Consider the following 15527-nt stretch of genomic DNA (forward strand, 5'->3'; position numbering starts at 1 on the left):
CCCAACTCGCCTTCTGTTTTTCTTCACAAGAATTAGTTGTAGATTTTGAATGCGTCGTCGTCATTTTTACCAACGAATGGCATTGCTTTACGCAATTCAGCACCAACTTTTTCAATTTCAAGGTTAGCTGCTTGTTCACGGTAAGCAGTCAATTTTGGACGTCCAGCCTTGTAGTCATTTACAAAGTCATTTGCAAATTTACCATTTTGGATATCTGCCAAGACAGCTTTCATGTTTTCTTTAACTTGCTCAGTAATCACACGTGGACCTGATACATAGTCACCGTATTCAGCAGTGTTAGAAATTGATTGACGCATTTTCTTGAATCCACCTTCATAGATCAAGTCAACGATCAATTTCATTTCATGAAGAACTTCAAAGTAAGCCAATTCTGGGGCGTATCCTGCTTCTGTCAAGACTTCAAAGCCTGCTTCGATAAGGGCAGTCAAACCACCACAAAGTACAGCTTGTTCACCAAACAAATCTTCTTCAGTTTCTTCTTTGTAAGTTGTTTCAAGCAAACCAACACGAGCTGCTCCAACACCTTTACACCAGTCCATAGCAATATTTTTCGCATTTCCTGTAGCGTCTTGGTATACTGCATAAAGAGCTGGAACACCAAAACCTTCTTCGTAAGTACGACGTACCAAGTGTCCTGGTCCTTTAGGAGCACACATGAAGACATCTACATCTGCAGGAACTTTGATAAATTCAAAGTGGATGTTGAAACCATGGGCAAATCCAACTGCATTTCCTGCTTCCAAGTTTGGAGCGATTTCTGCTTCGTACAATTCTTGTTGGATTTCATCTGGTGCCAAGATCATGATAACGTCAGCCAATTTAGTTGCTTCTGCTACTGTGTAAGTGTCAAATCCATCTTCTTTTGCTTTGTCAAAAGATTTACCAGGACGTACACCGATAATGACATCACGACCTGAATCACGCAAGTTTTGCGCATGCGCATGTCCTTGTGAACCATAACCGATTACGGCGATTTTTTTACCGTCAAGCGCTGCTACTTTAACATCTTTTTCGTATTCCATTTGAACTGCCATAGTTTTTCTCTCTTTTCTATTATTTATTGCCTTTTAGGCCGGTTTAACAAATTTATGCTGGATTTTATACTCAATGAAAATCAAAGAGTATTAGTCGCGGGTAAATCCAGTTGCACCCGTACGAGCGATATTTTTGATACCATATGGTCGAATCACTCGCAATAAAGCTTCACTCTTTTCAGCATTTCCAGTCATCTGAATAGTGATGGAGCTTGGAGCCACATCTACTACCGTTGCACGGAAAGGTTGGATAATGGCCAAGATTTCTGCACGCTTTTCAGCAGGAGCAGATACTTTTACCAAGATAACTTCTCTTTCCAAGTGTGGTTTATCTGTGATATCTCGAATGCGAATCACATCAATCTGACGATTGAGCTGTTTAATGATTTGCTCTACTTCATCGTGTGAAGCTACATCGATAATGATGGTAATCCGTGATACATCAGGATTCTCTGTCGCACCAACTGAGATACTCTCAATATTGACTTGGCGGCGTGAAAGGACACCTGTAAAACGATTGAGGACTCCTGAACGATTTTGTAGTTTTGCTGTTAACATTCTACGCATGGAACTTCACCCCCAACATCTCATGATTGCTCTTACCAGCTGGTACCATCGGTAAAACCTGTTCCTTACGAGAAATATCCACCTCGATAAACATGGGCACATCCTCCAGAATGACTTCTAGATCCTTCTCTAGCGTCTCTGGATTATCAAATTTATAATTTTTGATGCCGTAAGCCTGTGCCATCAGCTGGAAATCAGGAAGTGTATCAAAGACTGATTCGGAAGTTCTACCCTCATAGAAGGATTCCTGCCACTGACGAACCATTCCTAGGGAGTGGTTATTCAACATGACAACCTTAATCGGTACCTTGTATATGTTTAGGATTGCTAGTTCCTGATTGGTCATCTGGAAGCCACCATCACCGACAAAAAGGATAACTTCTTTTTCCGGATTGGCAATCTTAGCTCCGATAGCTGCGGGAACTCCGAATCCCATGGTACCCAAACCACCTGAAGTGACTAACTGACGCTCATTTTGGTAAGGATAATACTGAGCCGTCCACATTTGGTGTTGACCAACGTCAGTTACAACAATGGCATCCCCATTCGTCAACTCACCAATGCGTTCAATAACGGCTTGAGGTTGAACCACACGTTCTTTCTTATCATAAGAACGAACTCGATTCTTGTCCTTGGTGACTTTTTCAATCCACTTTTCAGTATTGTTATGAACAGTTGGTTCTGCTAGTAGCATCTGCAAGGCTTTCTTAGCATCCCCCACCACAGGAATATCTGCTCTGATAATCTTGCCAATCTCAGCTGGGTCAATATCAATGTGGGCAACCTTAGCATTCTTCGCAAAGGTCTTAGGATTTCCCGTCAAGCGGTCATCGAAACGGCAACCAATACTAATCATAAAGTCGGCTTCCGTCATGGCAATATTAGCTGCGAAAGACCCATGCATGCCTCCCATTCCGAGGAAGAGTGGATGGCTAGTTGCAATCGTACCTTGTCCTAAAAGACTGGTCACGACTGGAATTTGGTAGCGTTCTGCAAACTCATTGAGTTCTGTAGCTGCTTCTGCATAACTAACTCCACCACCTGCTAATAAAACAGGTTTCTTGGCTTTTGACAATTGCTTCAAGATCTTCTTGATTTGCATGTCATTTGGCTCCAGAGTCGGCTGATAGCTTGGCAAATTCACTTCGGGTGAATAGATGAAATCTGTCTCTAAGGCAGATACGTCTTTTGGTAGGTCAATCACGACAGGCCCTGGACGACCTGTCGTTGCGATATGAACAGCTTCCGTAATGATGCGAGGAATATCTGCCGTCTCACGAACTTGGTAATTGTACTTAGTGATTGGCATGGTAATTCCCACGATATCCGCCTCCTGAAAGGCATCCTTCCCAATCCCTGCTCGCGCCACCTGGCCCGTAAAGACCAAAAGGGGAACGCTATCGCTCATGGCATCTGCAATCCCTGTAATGGCATTTGTAGCTCCCGGTCCACTCGTGACGACAGCAACACCCAACTTTCCAGTTGATTTGGCATATCCTTCAGCTTCGTGCAAACAACCTTGCTCATGGCGTCCTAAAATGTGGCGAATGCCTTTAAAATTATATATCGCATCATACAAAGGCAAGACTGCACCACCAGGATAGCCAAATATGGTATCAATTCCTAAATCACGAAGTGTTTCCAAAACTAGGTCTGACCCCGTCTTAGGAGATTCTAAACTGATTTTCTCCATTGTTCCCCTTTCTCTTCTCTTAAAAATAGCTTGTTACTATCATACCATTTTTTCAAAAATTTTCAAGATAAAAGAAGCAATTTTCTGAATTTTCTATCTAAAAGTGTATTTATGAATCTTTTTCTCATTTTTATTAACTTTTCTACGGAATTAGGAACCTTTATTTACTTTAATTTATCAAATTAGAATATTTTCTTTCTGGATAAAATTAATAACTCTCTCACTTAGCGACCAAATTTGTATACTATATTCAGCAAAAATGAATAGTTAAAGACAAAAAAAGGAAGCCACCAAGTGACTTCCTTCTATTGCGAAGACAGATTATTCTTCACCTTTGTTTTTCTTAATGATTTCTTCTTGTACTGACTTAGGTACATCTTCGTAGTGATCAAATACCATCATGAATGTACCACGTCCTTGAGATGCAGAACGAAGAACTGTTGCGTAACCGAACATTTCAGCAAGTGGAACGTAAGCACGAACGATTTGGCTGTTACCGTGTGCTTCCATACCATCTACACGTCCACGACGAGCAGTTACGTGACCCATAACATCACCAAGATTTTCTTCTGGAACAGTGATGGTTACAAGCATCATTGGTTCAAGGATAGCTGGTTGTGCAGTCTTAGCAGCTTCTTTAAGTGCAAGAGATGCAGCAATCTTGAAGGCAGTTTCAGATGAGTCGACATCGTGGTATGAACCATCGTAAAGTTTAGCTTTAACGTCAACAATTGGATAACCTGCAAGGACACCGTTAGCCATTGCTTCTACAAGTCCTTTTTCAACCGCTGGGATAAATTCACGAGGAACCACACCACCGACGATTGCGTTTTCGAATTCGAATCCTTTACCTTCTTCGTTTGGAGTAAATTCAATCCATACATCACCAAATTGACCTTTACCACCAGACTGACGTTTGAAGAATCCACGTGCTTGAGTAGAAGCGCGGAATGTTTCACGGTAAGATACTTGAGGAGCACCTACGTTCGCTTCAACTTTGAACTCACGACGCATACGGTCAACAAGGACATCAAGGTGAAGCTCACCCATACCAGAGATAACTGTTTCACCAGTTTCAACGTTTGTTTCAACACGGAATGTTGGATCTTCTTCAGCCAATTTTTGAAGGGCAATACCCATCTTGTCTTGGTCTGCTTTAGATTTTGGCTCAACCATCAATTGGATAACTGGTTCTGGAACGTTGATTGACTCAAGGATGATTTTAGCTTTTTCATCTGTCAATGAGTCACCAGTTGTAGTATCTTTCAAACCAACGGCAGCAGCGATATCACCTGAGTAAACAGTGTCAATTTCTTGACGGCTGTTAGCGTGCATTTGAAGGATACGTCCGATACGTTCACGTTTACCTTTAGAAGTATTCAATACGTATGAACCTGATTGAAGAACACCTGAGTAAACACGGAAGAATGTCAAACGACCTACGAATGGGTCAGTCATGATCTTGAAGGCAAGAGCTGCGAATGGCTCTTCGTCAGATGCTGGACGAGTTTCTTCTTCATCTGTATCTGGGTTGATACCTTTAATCGCTGGGATATCAAGTGGGCTTGGAAGGTAGTCGATAACTGCATCAAGCATCAATTGAACACCCTTGTTCTTAAAGGCAGAACCACACAATACTGGGAAGAATTCAACATTGATAGTAGCTTTACGGATACCCGCTTTCAATTCTTCGTTAGTGATTTCTTCACCTTCGAGGTATTTCATCATCAAATCTTCATCAGTTTCAGCAACTGCTTCGATCAATTTTTCACGGTATTCTTGTGCTTGTTCAAGATATTCAGCTGGAATATCCTCTTCAAGGATATCTGTACCAAGGTCGTTTGTATAGATCTCAGCTTTCATCTTGATCAAGTCGATGATACCACGGAAATCATCTTCAGCACCGATTGGCAATTGGATTGGGTGTGCGTTTGCTTGAAGACGGTCGTGAAGTGTGCTTACTGAGTAAAGGAAGTCAGCACCGATTTTGTCCATTTTGTTGGCAAATACGATACGTGGAACTCCGTACTCAGTTGCTTGACGCCAAACTGTTTCAGTTTGAGGCTCAACACCTGATTGTGAGTCAAGAACGGTAACCGCACCGTCCAATACACGAAGAGAACGTTGTACTTCAATTGTGAAGTCCACGTGCCCTGGTGTGTCGATGATGTTTACGCGGTGGTTGTTCCATTGAGCTGTTGTCGCAGCAGATGTGATAGTGATACCACGTTCTTGCTCTTGCTCCATCCAGTCCATTTGTGACGCACCTTCGTGAGTTTCACCGATTTTGTGGATTTTACCAGTGTAGTAAAGAATACGCTCAGTAGTTGTTGTTTTACCGGCATCGACGTGAGCCATGATACCGATATTACGAGTTTTTTCAAGTGAAAATTCGCGTGCCATGAGGTTTGTTTCTCCTATTTATTTTTGATTTCTATTCTATTATAACACGATTTTAATAAAAACGGATAGGCAGGACCTACCCGTTCTCAATGTTTATCTTGTTTTTGTTGGTTTCAACTTGTAGACAAGTTGAATTGAACTCGGGCTAAAGTTAGCTAGCCGATTTGAGCCGGAACGGGATGCTGTGTGAAAAAGATAAACTTCCTTGTATTCGTCGAATACTGCGTCAGTTTCCTATTTTCACCTTGCATCCTTACCGTTCCTAGCATCATGATCTAGTTGAGCTCAAGCTAAAAGTCTGGAGAAAAAGATGAATCTCATTGGTTGCAATCGCAACCTGCTTCGATTCCCTATTTTCTCTGGGACTTTCTTAACGCTTTCGCATCCTATATTACCAACGGAAGTGTGCGAAGGCACGGTTAGCTTCAGCCATACGGTGAGTGTCTTCACGTTTCTTAACTGCTGCACCAGTGTTGTTAGCAGCATCCAAGATTTCTTTTGCAAGACGATCTTGCATTGTGTGTTCACCACGAAGGCGAGCGATGGTTACCAACCAACGAAGTCCAAGTGTTGTACGACGTTCTGGACGAACTTCAACTGGGACTTGGTAGTTAGATCCACCAACACGACGTGCACGTACTTCAAGTACAGGCATGATGTTTTCCATAGCTGTTTCAAATACTTCAAGTGCATCGTTGCCAGTAGCTTCTTTGATTTGCTCAAAAGCACCGTAAACGATTGAAGCAGCTGTACCACGTTTACCATCAAGCATAACGCGGTTGATAAGACGAGTAACTAGTTGTGAATTGTAAAGCGGATCTGGCAATACGTCACGTTTTGGAGCTCTATTTTTACGACTCATTTCTCTTTTCCCCTTTCCTTATGCTTTTGGACGTTTAGTACCGTATTTAGAACGGCCTTGTTTACGATCGTTAACACCTGCAGTATCAAGTGCACCACGGACGATATGGTAACGTACCCCTGGAAGGTCTTTTACACGTCCACCACGAAGAAGCACCACGCTGTGCTCTTGCAAGTTGTGTCCGATACCTGGGATGTAGGCAGTAACTTCGATAAGGTTGCTCAAACGTACACGAGCAAATTTACGAAGGGCAGAGTTAGGTTTTTTAGGTGTCATTGTTCCAACACGAGTTGCTACACCACGTTTTTGTGGTGAAGAAACGTTTGTTTGAACTTTTTTATGACTGTTGTAACCAACGTTCAAAGCTGGTGATTTAGATTTTTCTACTTTTGATTTACGCGGTTTGCGAACCAATTGGTTAATTGTAGGCATCTACATTCTCCTGTGTTTTTTTATTTTTGGTGATGATACACTTGGTGACAGCTACCATCTGTGTGTACTTTTGCAACATTTGTCAGCACGTCCCTGTACACTTTTGAGAGACCAAAAGTAAAAAGTACCATCTATTATTGTAACACAATTTTTCCTTCATTGTCAAGATATTTTTCATTTTTATTCTGATCTTTTAACTCTTTGACACTGGTTTTCACTGCTTTTCTAAACAAAAAAGGAGGCAATCTGCCTCCTACATTCTAGTATGGATTTCCTTCGATTTAGCAATCATTTGAGTTGTTTTTTATCTTTCTTATCAAAGCCAACCAGATTCTTTTGCGATGTTGGCTGCATCTGTTCGATTACCAGCATCTAGTTTCGAAAGAATATTGGTAACATAGTTTCGGACGGTTCCATTTGATAGATAAAGCTGATCTGCGATTTCTTGGTTAGACAAGCCCTGAGCAATTCCCTTTAAAACAGCGATTTCTTGCTCTGTTAACGGATTGGGATGTGTCATCACCACTTCCATCAATTCAGGCGAATATTCCTTGCGTCCTTCGAGAACAGTGTGCAAGGTTTGCATAAGGTCCGCAATGCTTCTTTCTTTTAAGACATAAGCATCCACTCCAGCCTTGACCGCACGTTCAAAATAGCCGGGGCGCTTGAAAGTCGTCACCACAACCACCTTTGTTTCCGCCTTTTCTGTTCGTATCCACTCCAAGACTTCGAGGCCTGTCTTAACAGGCATTTCTACGTCAAGAATGGCGATATCCACAGACTCTTTTTCTAGGAGTTGGATTGCCTCTTGGCCATCCTTAGCTTGTAGGACAGAATCTACATCTGGTTGAAAGGTAAGCAACTGGCACATAGCATCTCGCAACATACTTTGATCTTCTGCAACAAGTAGTTTCATCTTAGTTTCTCTCCTTATAAGGTAGTCGAACCTGCACTTCAGTTGGATGTTTCTGACTGATCACTTTTACTTCTCCTGAAAAAGGAAGGACACGATCTCGAACGGTATGGAGTTCATCTCCCTTTAGAGAAGCAAAGCCACAGCCATCATCTCTCACTGTTAGAATAAGTTCTTTCTCTGTTCGTTCTAATTTTAAGTAGGCTTTGGATGCTTTGGCATGTTTGATGATATTGGTCACCAATTCAAGCAAAATCATGGAAGCTGTTGACTCCAATTCCTGAGTTAGGCTAGCAGTATCTAGTTGGTGATTGACTTCCGTTTCAATTCCAGCAATTTCCAGCATTTTTTTCACAGTCGCAAATTCAGACACAAGAGTTCTGGTTTTAAGATTTTCAATGATGGTACGAACTTCGTTCATGGATTCTTTACTGATCTGATGAATTTCTTTTAATTCTTTTTCTACTTGAGGATAGGCCTCCATTTGAAGAAGCTGGAGGGCAAGATCCGTCTTCACACTCAACATAGCAAAAGTATGGCCTAGACTGTCATGGAGATCCTGGCCGATACGACTGCGTTCATTTTCAGCCAAGAAGAGATTGAGCTTTGCATTTTGTTTTCTCTTTTCTTCTTTTAGCTCTTCTGCCATCCGAATTCGATAGAGACCAAAAGTCAAGGCATCAGAAAAGACAAAGGTCACCAAGAAAAAGAGCAGTTGCCAGGGACTAACTTGATCGACCATATAAATCCCTGTCAAAATCAGCGGTTGTAAGACAATAAAGCTGACAAAACGCCAAGAGTGAAAAGAAATCTCATCCAGTTGGTAAATAAGGAGGTTTGATAAATAAAAGATAAACCAAGCGAAGCTCCCATTCAGCCAAACGGAACTGTAAAAAATGTAAGCAAGCATGATCCACCAAGCTAGCCACTGCACGGTGCGATTCTGACTGACTAAAACCGAATAGAAAGCTAGGACAAATAGTAGGGTCCATAACAAGGTTAAAAGCGGGTACTCTCCAACGATGACACCCGCTATAGGAAAGATGATAAACACTGTTGAAATATGAAACATATAATGAGTGTTTTTAAATTTTTCCAACATAGATTTATTTTACCTCAATCCGTTTTTTAAGCTGGATTACCAGTACACTAAAGAACACTGTATAGCCTAGTACAACCAAGGCAGAAAGAATATTCAACTCATGGTGCTCCAAATAAGTAGAGACGACCTGCATCAGTTGATAGGTTGGAGTCAGTTTTCCAATAGATTGGAGCCATTCTGGGAAGGAACTCAAAGGGAACCAGAGTCCACCTAGGACAGCCAAAGCAATATAGGCAATATTTCCAATAACCGTCATCAATTGAGCACTGGGAAGCAAGCTCACCAAGACCCCCATACTGATAAAGACCACACTTCCGACCAGCAACATAACTCCAATCACCAACCAATCAAGCCAAGGCAGAGTCACTCCACGGACAAAATGACCAACTGAAAAGACAACTATAATTGATAACAAGAAAGTCAGTAGAGTACTGAACAGTTTTGATACATAATATTCTACCATAGATACGGGAGAATGTTGAATCAATTTTTGCCAGTTGTTTGTCTTATCAGACTCGAGTGTGCTAGGAATGCTGAAAAAGGCGCTTGACATGATACTAAAGAGCGTCATGGCAAAAAGATAGGCTTGAAGAGCGATCTCTGGAATATCTGACCCTGACATCATACCAGAAAAGATAAGGTAAAACACACTTGGAAGTCCGATGGAAAGCAAGTAGTAGACGGCTTGCCGTTTCATCAGAATGATTTCCACTTTCATGAGACTTGTCATATTTTTCATCGTCAATCTCCTTTAGTCTTGAGTCGTTTCGAAGATGCTGTCTAAGAGAGTTCGATTGCGAACTTCAATTTCTTCGATCGTGCAGCCCTGTTCTTTCAAGACTTCCCATACCTGGCTGGCTTCTTTGGTTGTGAAGGAAAGTGCATTTTGCTTGATTTCAATCTCTTGAACCACAGTCAAGGTACTGACAAAATCCTGATAGGTTAGAGGCACCGTAAAATGCTTTTCTTGTTCTTCACCACGCATGGCATAAGGTGTCGTGTCACGAATCAATTCGCCCTTGTGGAGGACCAAGATGCGGTCAGCCGTATGTTCTACCTCTTCGATATAGTGAGAAGAGTAGACAATGGTGACACCATTTTTCTTTAACCGATTGACAATTTCCCAAAAATGCTGACGTGTCGAGGTATCCATGGCAGCAGTTGGCTCGTCTAAAAATAGAATTTCCGGACGACCTATTAAAGTCAACACGAAAGAGAACAAACGTTTTTGCCCACCAGACAACTTGCCCGCTAGCTGATTTTTCTGCTTGTCCGAAAACCTTAGCAAATCATCAATTTCTTTGTCTGAAAGACTGTTAGGATAAAGTGACTTGAAAAATGATAGAAGTTCTTTCACTTTCAAGCTTTGGACAACTGCATTTTCTTGAGGCAAGACAGAAACAAGCTGCTTTAATCGAGGATCGATTGGCGCAAATCCTTGAATGGTTACCTGACCTGAGCTCACGAACTTGTCACCCAAGAGGCAATCAATCAAAGTTGTCTTTCCTGCTCCATTAGGTCCTATCAAGGCGACACATTCACCATCGTTGATTTCAAAGGAGATGTTCCGCAAGATCTCCTTGTCTTTTATTTTCTTACTCAATTTCTCAACTTTAATCACAGTCATGAGATTCTCCTTTCAACCACTCCATTCCCATAGGGAAAACGACAAAAATCATAAATCCAATCCCCCAAGCACCACGAATGAATTGGCGAAGCAAGGTTTGGTCAAACCAACCTGTAAACATTTCCACTAACCATGCCAAGAGTGACAGGCCGATAAAAAGATAGGTGATTGTTTTTTTCATTCCTCAAACTCCTTTTTCACTTCTCTGACTAATTTCAAACCTTCTCTGACAAGCCAAGACATCATTCCAAAGCCAGCAAAGAGCTCCCAAGGAAAATGGTAGAAACCTTCGTCCAATCCTGAAAACATGAGATAGGTCATAACTCCTGCTGCTACTAAACTCACTGCGACAATCATTTTATTTTTCATTTCTTCTTTCTCCATTTCATACTTCAATTATAGTCTTTTGAAGTTAGCGGAGCTAGATGCTTCTGTCACTAGGAAATATGACAAATGTCATAAAAAAAGAAAGCTGCAAAATCAACTTTCTTTTTAATCGATTAAATTTTTATTCCACACTGAAAAGATATGGATATACAGGTTGTTGACCTTGGTGAATCTCTACTTCAACATCTTCGAATTCTTCTGTGATTTCTTGGGCGATTTGGTTAGCCAATTCTTCACTTCCATCTTCACCAATATAGAAGGTTACGATTTCACTGTCTTCATCCAACATATGTTTCAATGTTTTAGTCAAAGTTTGGTGCATGTCAGGGTTTGATACGAGGATCTTACCATCTACCATACCAAGATTGTCATTTTCATGAATTTCCAAACCATCGATAGTCGTGTCACGAACGGCTGTTGTTACACTACCGCTGACCACATCACCAAGAGCTGCAGTCATGCGTTCTTTATTTTCTTCGATAGACTTGCTTGGATCGAAGGCAAGAAGACTCGTCAACCCTTGAGGAATTGTACGTGCTTCTACCACAACAGCAGGTTGTTCAAGCACTTCAGCCGCAGACTGAGCTGCCATAAAGATATTTTTGTTGTTCGGCAAGAAGATGATGTTGCGAGCATTGACCTGTTCAACAGCCTTGATAAAGTCTTCTGTTGAAGGGTTCATTGTCTGACCACCTTCGATGACATAATCCACACCTTGGGCACGGAAGATATCTGCTAAACCTTGACCAGCTACTACTGCGATAAGGGCATACTCTTTTGTTTCAGCAGGCTTGTTTCCTTGAGTTGCTTCTTTTTCAACTTGCGCCTCGTGTTGATTACGCATGTTGTCCACTTTGACCTTGATCAAGCTACCATATTTAAGACCTTCTTGCATGACAAGACCTGGATCTTCTGTATGGACGTGAACTTTGACGATTTCATCATCATTGACAACAAGTAGAGAGTCACCTAAGTCATTCAAGTAGTTACGGAATTCATCGTAGTCAAAGTCCTTAGAATAAGTTGGACCTTGTTTGAGAGCTACCATGATCTCTGTACAGTAACCGAAGGTAATATCCTCAGTTGCCACATGCCCTGCTACAGACTTGTGGTGCTCTGCATTGATCATTTCACTCATGTTGGCAGGAGTCGCTACAAAGTCTTCAGAAGCACTGTATTCACCAGTAAGAGCTGAAAGGAAGCCTTCGTAGATGAAGACCAAACCTTGACCACCTGAGTCTACCACACCAACTTCCTTAAGGACTGGAAGCATTTCTGGTGTCTTAGCCAAAGCTGCTTTCGCGCCTTCCAAGGCTGCACGCATGACCTCAACAGCATCATCTGTCTCCTCGGCCTTTTTCTTAGCCCCAATGGCTGCACCACGAGAAACAGTCAAAATAGTTCCTTCAACTGGTTTCATAACCGCTTTATAAGCTACTTCGACACCGGATTGGAAGGCAAGAGCCAAGTCTTGACCTGTTAATTCATCTTTTTCCTTGATAGCCTGAGAGAAGCCACGGAAGAGCTGAGAAGTGATAACCCCTGAGTTCCCACGCGCACCCATCAAGAGCCCTTTGGCAAGAATGCTCGCTACTTCTCCAACTGTAGAAGCAGGCTTGTCTGCTACTTCTTTCGCACCATTTTCAATGGTCATTCCCATGTTTGTCCCAGTATCTCCATCTGGAACTGGAAAGACGTTCAATGAATTGACATATTCTGCTTGCTTATTCAAACGAGTTGATGCAGCCTGCACCATCTCTTGGAATAAACTGGTAGTAATTTTTGACACGATTATTCTCCTACAACTTTGATATTTTGAATGTAGACATTCACAGTCTGAGCAGTAATTCCTAGTTGATTTTCTAAACTAAAACGAACACGCTCTTGAATGTTTTTTGACACTTCGCTTATCTTTACTCCGTAGCTCAATACGGTATAAACATCAACTGCAATGCTACCATCCTCGGCTGCCTTCACGACAACACCCTTAGAATAATTTTCCTTACCAAGAAGGGCTTGGAAATTGTCTTTGAGGGCATTTTTACTAGCCATACCGACCACACCAAAAATCTCAGTTGCGGCACCACCTACTACGGTTGCAATCACTTCATCTGTCAGTTCGATTTGACCATCTTTTGTATTAATTTTTACAGTCATTTTTTTTACCTCAACTAGTTGATACTCTATTTTATCATATTTCAGCCCAAGTGTAAAAGCAGAATGCTGTATCGGCGGATATTTATACTCAATGAAAATCAAAAAGCAAACTAGGAAGCTAGCCACAGACAGTACTTGAGTACGGCAAGGCGAAGCTGACGTGGTTTGAATTTGATTTTCGAAGAGTATTACTCTATTTTTCAAATGGTTTTATCTCTAGAGCAAAAAAAAAAAGACCTAAGCGGTCTTTTCATCTTTATTAAACGCGTTCAACTTTACCTGATTTCAAAGCACGAGCTGAAGCCCAAACTTTTTTAGGTTTACCATCGATAAGAACAGTAACTTTTTGAAGGTTTGGTTTTACGGCACGTTTTGTTTGGTTCATCGCGTGTGAACGGTTGTTTCCCGATACAGTCTTACGACCTGTAAAGTAACATACTTTAGCCATTGTGTTTTCCTCCTATTAGATCTAATATAGCGGATGTGCTAGCACCACATACCGTACTATGTTATCACACTTTCTCTATTTTGGCAAGGAAATTCGGAGACTTTTTTTATTTAACGTAAACAACTCCAAGTTTACCAAAAGCGACTTCCCCACGGATAATCAAGGTTTTGTTTGTTGGCGCTACAGGAGCATCTGCCTTAGCTGCACCAAAGGAGGTTTCTACTTTCAAATCGACACGCCAGTGTTGTGGAACATAGACAGTTGCATTACCAAAAGCCACTTCGATATTCAGAGTTGCAAAATCACCTAACATCTCTGCATTATCATAGTAGATTTTTGCATCTCCAAAAGCAACTTCAACTTGGTCATCTACGAGATCTTGATCTTGCTTATAGAAGGTCCCACTACCAAAAGCGACTTCCTTATCCGTGACGACTGTTTTTTTCCCATTGTACCACCATTTTTTGCCATACCAAAACTTACTTGAGTGAGTGAGATAGCCAACTCCTAGCACTGCTAAGATACTAGCCCAAAACAAAGACTGGTTTGGAATAGGAAAAATGTTATAAAAATGATTCGCAATCATTAAGGCTACTAGAGCGGTAAAAACTGCTGATGTTAGATGACGACGAAGCAAAGCTTCAACTGATTGGTAAGCAAAAAAGGCGATACCAATCAAAGGCCATATTTTACCATCCAAAGAAGGAATGCCAAAATTTCCTTGCAGCAAGATCCAAGCTGCTAAAACCAATAAAACAATACCAAATGCTTTCTTTTTCATGCTTTTTACCTCATGTTTCTTAGATTTTCTTTTAGGAGGGATTGGTAATGTCGTGAAACATGAACCTCCTTGTGCGTCTGATAAAAGGAAATGGTGCCCGTTCCTGAAAAGGACTTGTCCACTGAGTAAATCTGACGGATGTTTGCGATAGTTGACTTGGATACCCGACTGAAATAGCGAGGCAAGATGGACTCCAACTCATAAAGTTTGAGACGAACTTCATAGGCTTCCTTCTGGTTATGAGCGTAGATCTTGCTCCCTTCTGTTTCAAAGAAGAGAATTTCTGAAAGGTCTAGATAATATTCACCTGTCCCCTTGTAAAAAGTCAACCTCGGAGCCTTTGACTCTTGCAAGAGCCGTTGCAAGTCTGCAATTTCATCTGTCAAAGCAGGGGTCTTGATGACAATTTCAGTCTCCTCTAAATTGCCGTCAATCTCAATTCGTAACTTCATCACATCTCCTTTCTGACTCTACTATATCAAAGCTAAGTTAGGAATACAAGGGCAAAAAAGCAAGTGGTCAATTTAAAGCAGTAAGTGGTTGTAGGACTAGCTTAACTTACATGTCAGAATAGGAAGAAAAGGGATCCCCACACCAGACCACAAGCATAGCCAACTAAGACATCCTTAGGATAATGAACACCCCCTAAAACCCTCACCAAGCCCAGCAAAGCTGAAAAAATCAAGCATGCTAAGCCAACAGGTAGACTAGCATGCAGACAGGCCAGGGAGATGATAGTTGCCGAAAAGACATGGCGACTGGGCATAGACTGTCCCAAGCTATCCTTTTCAAGTAGGGGACTGATGTTCCAAGTTTCATAGGGTCGCGGGTGATTGATTTTCTTACGAAACAGGGACAAGATCACAAAGCCTGTAGCAGGGACAAACAAATAGACCCCGACTTGCTGACCAAGTCCTAGTTGCAGGTAAGTGGTGACTAGCAAGATCAAATAGATCAGGGGCATGGCGACTGTCATCAAACGATTGAAACTGCGTAATAGGAATAAAAGAGGGGGATGACTAGTTAGTCTGGAGCTGATATTTCGATACCATTCTTGATAATTTTTCATTTATAATTCTCATTCATTACCTTGTTTTCGT

18 protein-coding genes are annotated in these 15527 nt (G+C 41.6%); all 18 read right to left on the bottom strand.

Translation table 11 applies throughout. The annotated features are described in order from the left end of the window. Positions 1-32 precede the first annotated feature (32 nt). Complete coding sequence (gene ilvC / locus M9H69_RS08475; RefSeq protein ID WP_000290683.1) at positions 33-1055, bottom strand: ketol-acid reductoisomerase; 1023 nt, start codon at positions 1053-1055, stop codon at positions 33-35. Between the two features lie 90 nt (positions 1056-1145). Continuing rightward, complete coding sequence (gene ilvN / locus M9H69_RS08480) at positions 1146-1622, bottom strand: acetolactate synthase small subunit (protein WP_001253806.1); 477 nt, start codon at positions 1620-1622, stop codon at positions 1146-1148. Then, on the bottom strand, positions 1615-3315 hold the full coding sequence (locus M9H69_RS08485) for an acetolactate synthase large subunit (protein ID WP_045617707.1): 1701 nt from the start codon (positions 3313-3315) through the stop codon (positions 1615-1617). Before M9H69_RS08485 ends, ilvN begins: the two co-directional genes overlap by 8 nt. 321 nt (positions 3316-3636) lie before the next feature. Further along, on the bottom strand, positions 3637-5718 hold the full coding sequence (fusA, locus tag M9H69_RS08490; RefSeq protein WP_250315388.1) for an elongation factor G: 2082 nt from the start codon (positions 5716-5718) through the stop codon (positions 3637-3639). Positions 5719-6109: 391 nt separating this feature from the next. Next, a complete protein-coding gene (gene rpsG, locus M9H69_RS08495; protein WP_000087873.1) occupies positions 6110-6580 on the bottom strand; it encodes a 30S ribosomal protein S7 in 471 nt (156 codons plus the stop codon). Positions 6581-6598: 18 nt separating this feature from the next. Then, positions 6599-7012: a 30S ribosomal protein S12 gene (gene rpsL / locus M9H69_RS08500; protein WP_001142332.1), complete on the bottom strand. Its 414-nt coding sequence runs from the start codon at positions 7010-7012 to the stop codon at positions 6599-6601. A 316-nt stretch (positions 7013-7328) separates the two neighbouring features. Beyond that, entirely contained in the window at positions 7329-7928 is a 600-nt protein-coding gene (locus tag M9H69_RS08505; protein ID WP_250315389.1) for a response regulator transcription factor, read from the bottom strand. 1 nt (position 7929) lies between these two features. Next, a complete protein-coding gene (locus tag M9H69_RS08510) occupies positions 7930-9027 on the bottom strand; it encodes a sensor histidine kinase (RefSeq protein ID WP_250315390.1) in 1098 nt (365 codons plus the stop codon). A gap of 4 nt (positions 9028-9031) precedes the next feature. Further along, positions 9032-9766, bottom strand: coding sequence for an ABC transporter permease (locus tag M9H69_RS08515; RefSeq protein ID WP_247945944.1), 735 nt, complete (start codon positions 9764-9766; stop codon positions 9032-9034). Between the two features lie 12 nt (positions 9767-9778). Beyond that, a complete protein-coding gene (locus M9H69_RS08520; protein WP_250315391.1) occupies positions 9779-10654 on the bottom strand; it encodes an ABC transporter ATP-binding protein in 876 nt (291 codons plus the stop codon). Next, positions 10641-10835: a hypothetical protein gene (locus M9H69_RS08525; RefSeq protein WP_250315392.1), complete on the bottom strand. Its 195-nt coding sequence runs from the start codon at positions 10833-10835 to the stop codon at positions 10641-10643. The genes M9H69_RS08520 and M9H69_RS08525 overlap by 14 nt, the downstream gene beginning before the upstream one ends. Beyond that, positions 10832-11038, bottom strand: a complete 207-nt coding sequence (locus M9H69_RS08530; protein ID WP_000409926.1) for a hypothetical protein — start codon at positions 11036-11038, stop codon at positions 10832-10834. The genes M9H69_RS08525 and M9H69_RS08530 overlap by 4 nt, the downstream gene beginning before the upstream one ends. Before the next feature lie 124 nt (positions 11039-11162). After that, on the bottom strand, positions 11163-12830 hold the full coding sequence (locus M9H69_RS08535; RefSeq protein ID WP_247917882.1) for a DAK2 domain-containing protein: 1668 nt from the start codon (positions 12828-12830) through the stop codon (positions 11163-11165). A gap of 2 nt (positions 12831-12832) precedes the next feature. Continuing rightward, positions 12833-13198 carry an Asp23/Gls24 family envelope stress response protein gene (locus M9H69_RS08540; RefSeq protein WP_000216438.1) on the bottom strand — a complete coding sequence of 122 codons (366 nt, stop codon included), beginning with the start codon at positions 13196-13198 and terminating at the stop codon, positions 12833-12835. 259 nt (positions 13199-13457) lie between these two features. Beyond that, the gene (gene rpmB / locus M9H69_RS08545; RefSeq protein ID WP_001140948.1) at positions 13458-13646 is read right to left on the bottom strand and encodes a 50S ribosomal protein L28; all 189 of its coding nucleotides are present in this window, start codon (positions 13644-13646) and stop codon (positions 13458-13460) included. A gap of 106 nt (positions 13647-13752) precedes the next feature. Further along, entirely contained in the window at positions 13753-14427 is a 675-nt protein-coding gene (locus tag M9H69_RS08550; RefSeq protein WP_250315393.1) for a LiaF transmembrane domain-containing protein, read from the bottom strand. Positions 14428-14432: 5 nt separating this feature from the next. Beyond that, positions 14433-14879 carry a LytTR family DNA-binding domain-containing protein gene (locus tag M9H69_RS08555; RefSeq protein ID WP_000776582.1) on the bottom strand — a complete coding sequence of 149 codons (447 nt, stop codon included), beginning with the start codon at positions 14877-14879 and terminating at the stop codon, positions 14433-14435. Between the two features lie 113 nt (positions 14880-14992). Beyond that, positions 14993-15496: a phosphatase PAP2 family protein gene (locus M9H69_RS08560; protein ID WP_250315394.1), complete on the bottom strand. Its 504-nt coding sequence runs from the start codon at positions 15494-15496 to the stop codon at positions 14993-14995. Positions 15497-15527 lie beyond the last annotated feature (31 nt).

Source organism: Streptococcus oralis, from assembly GCF_023611505.1.
Taxonomy (GTDB): Bacteria; Bacillota; Bacilli; order Lactobacillales; family Streptococcaceae; genus Streptococcus; species Streptococcus oralis_CT.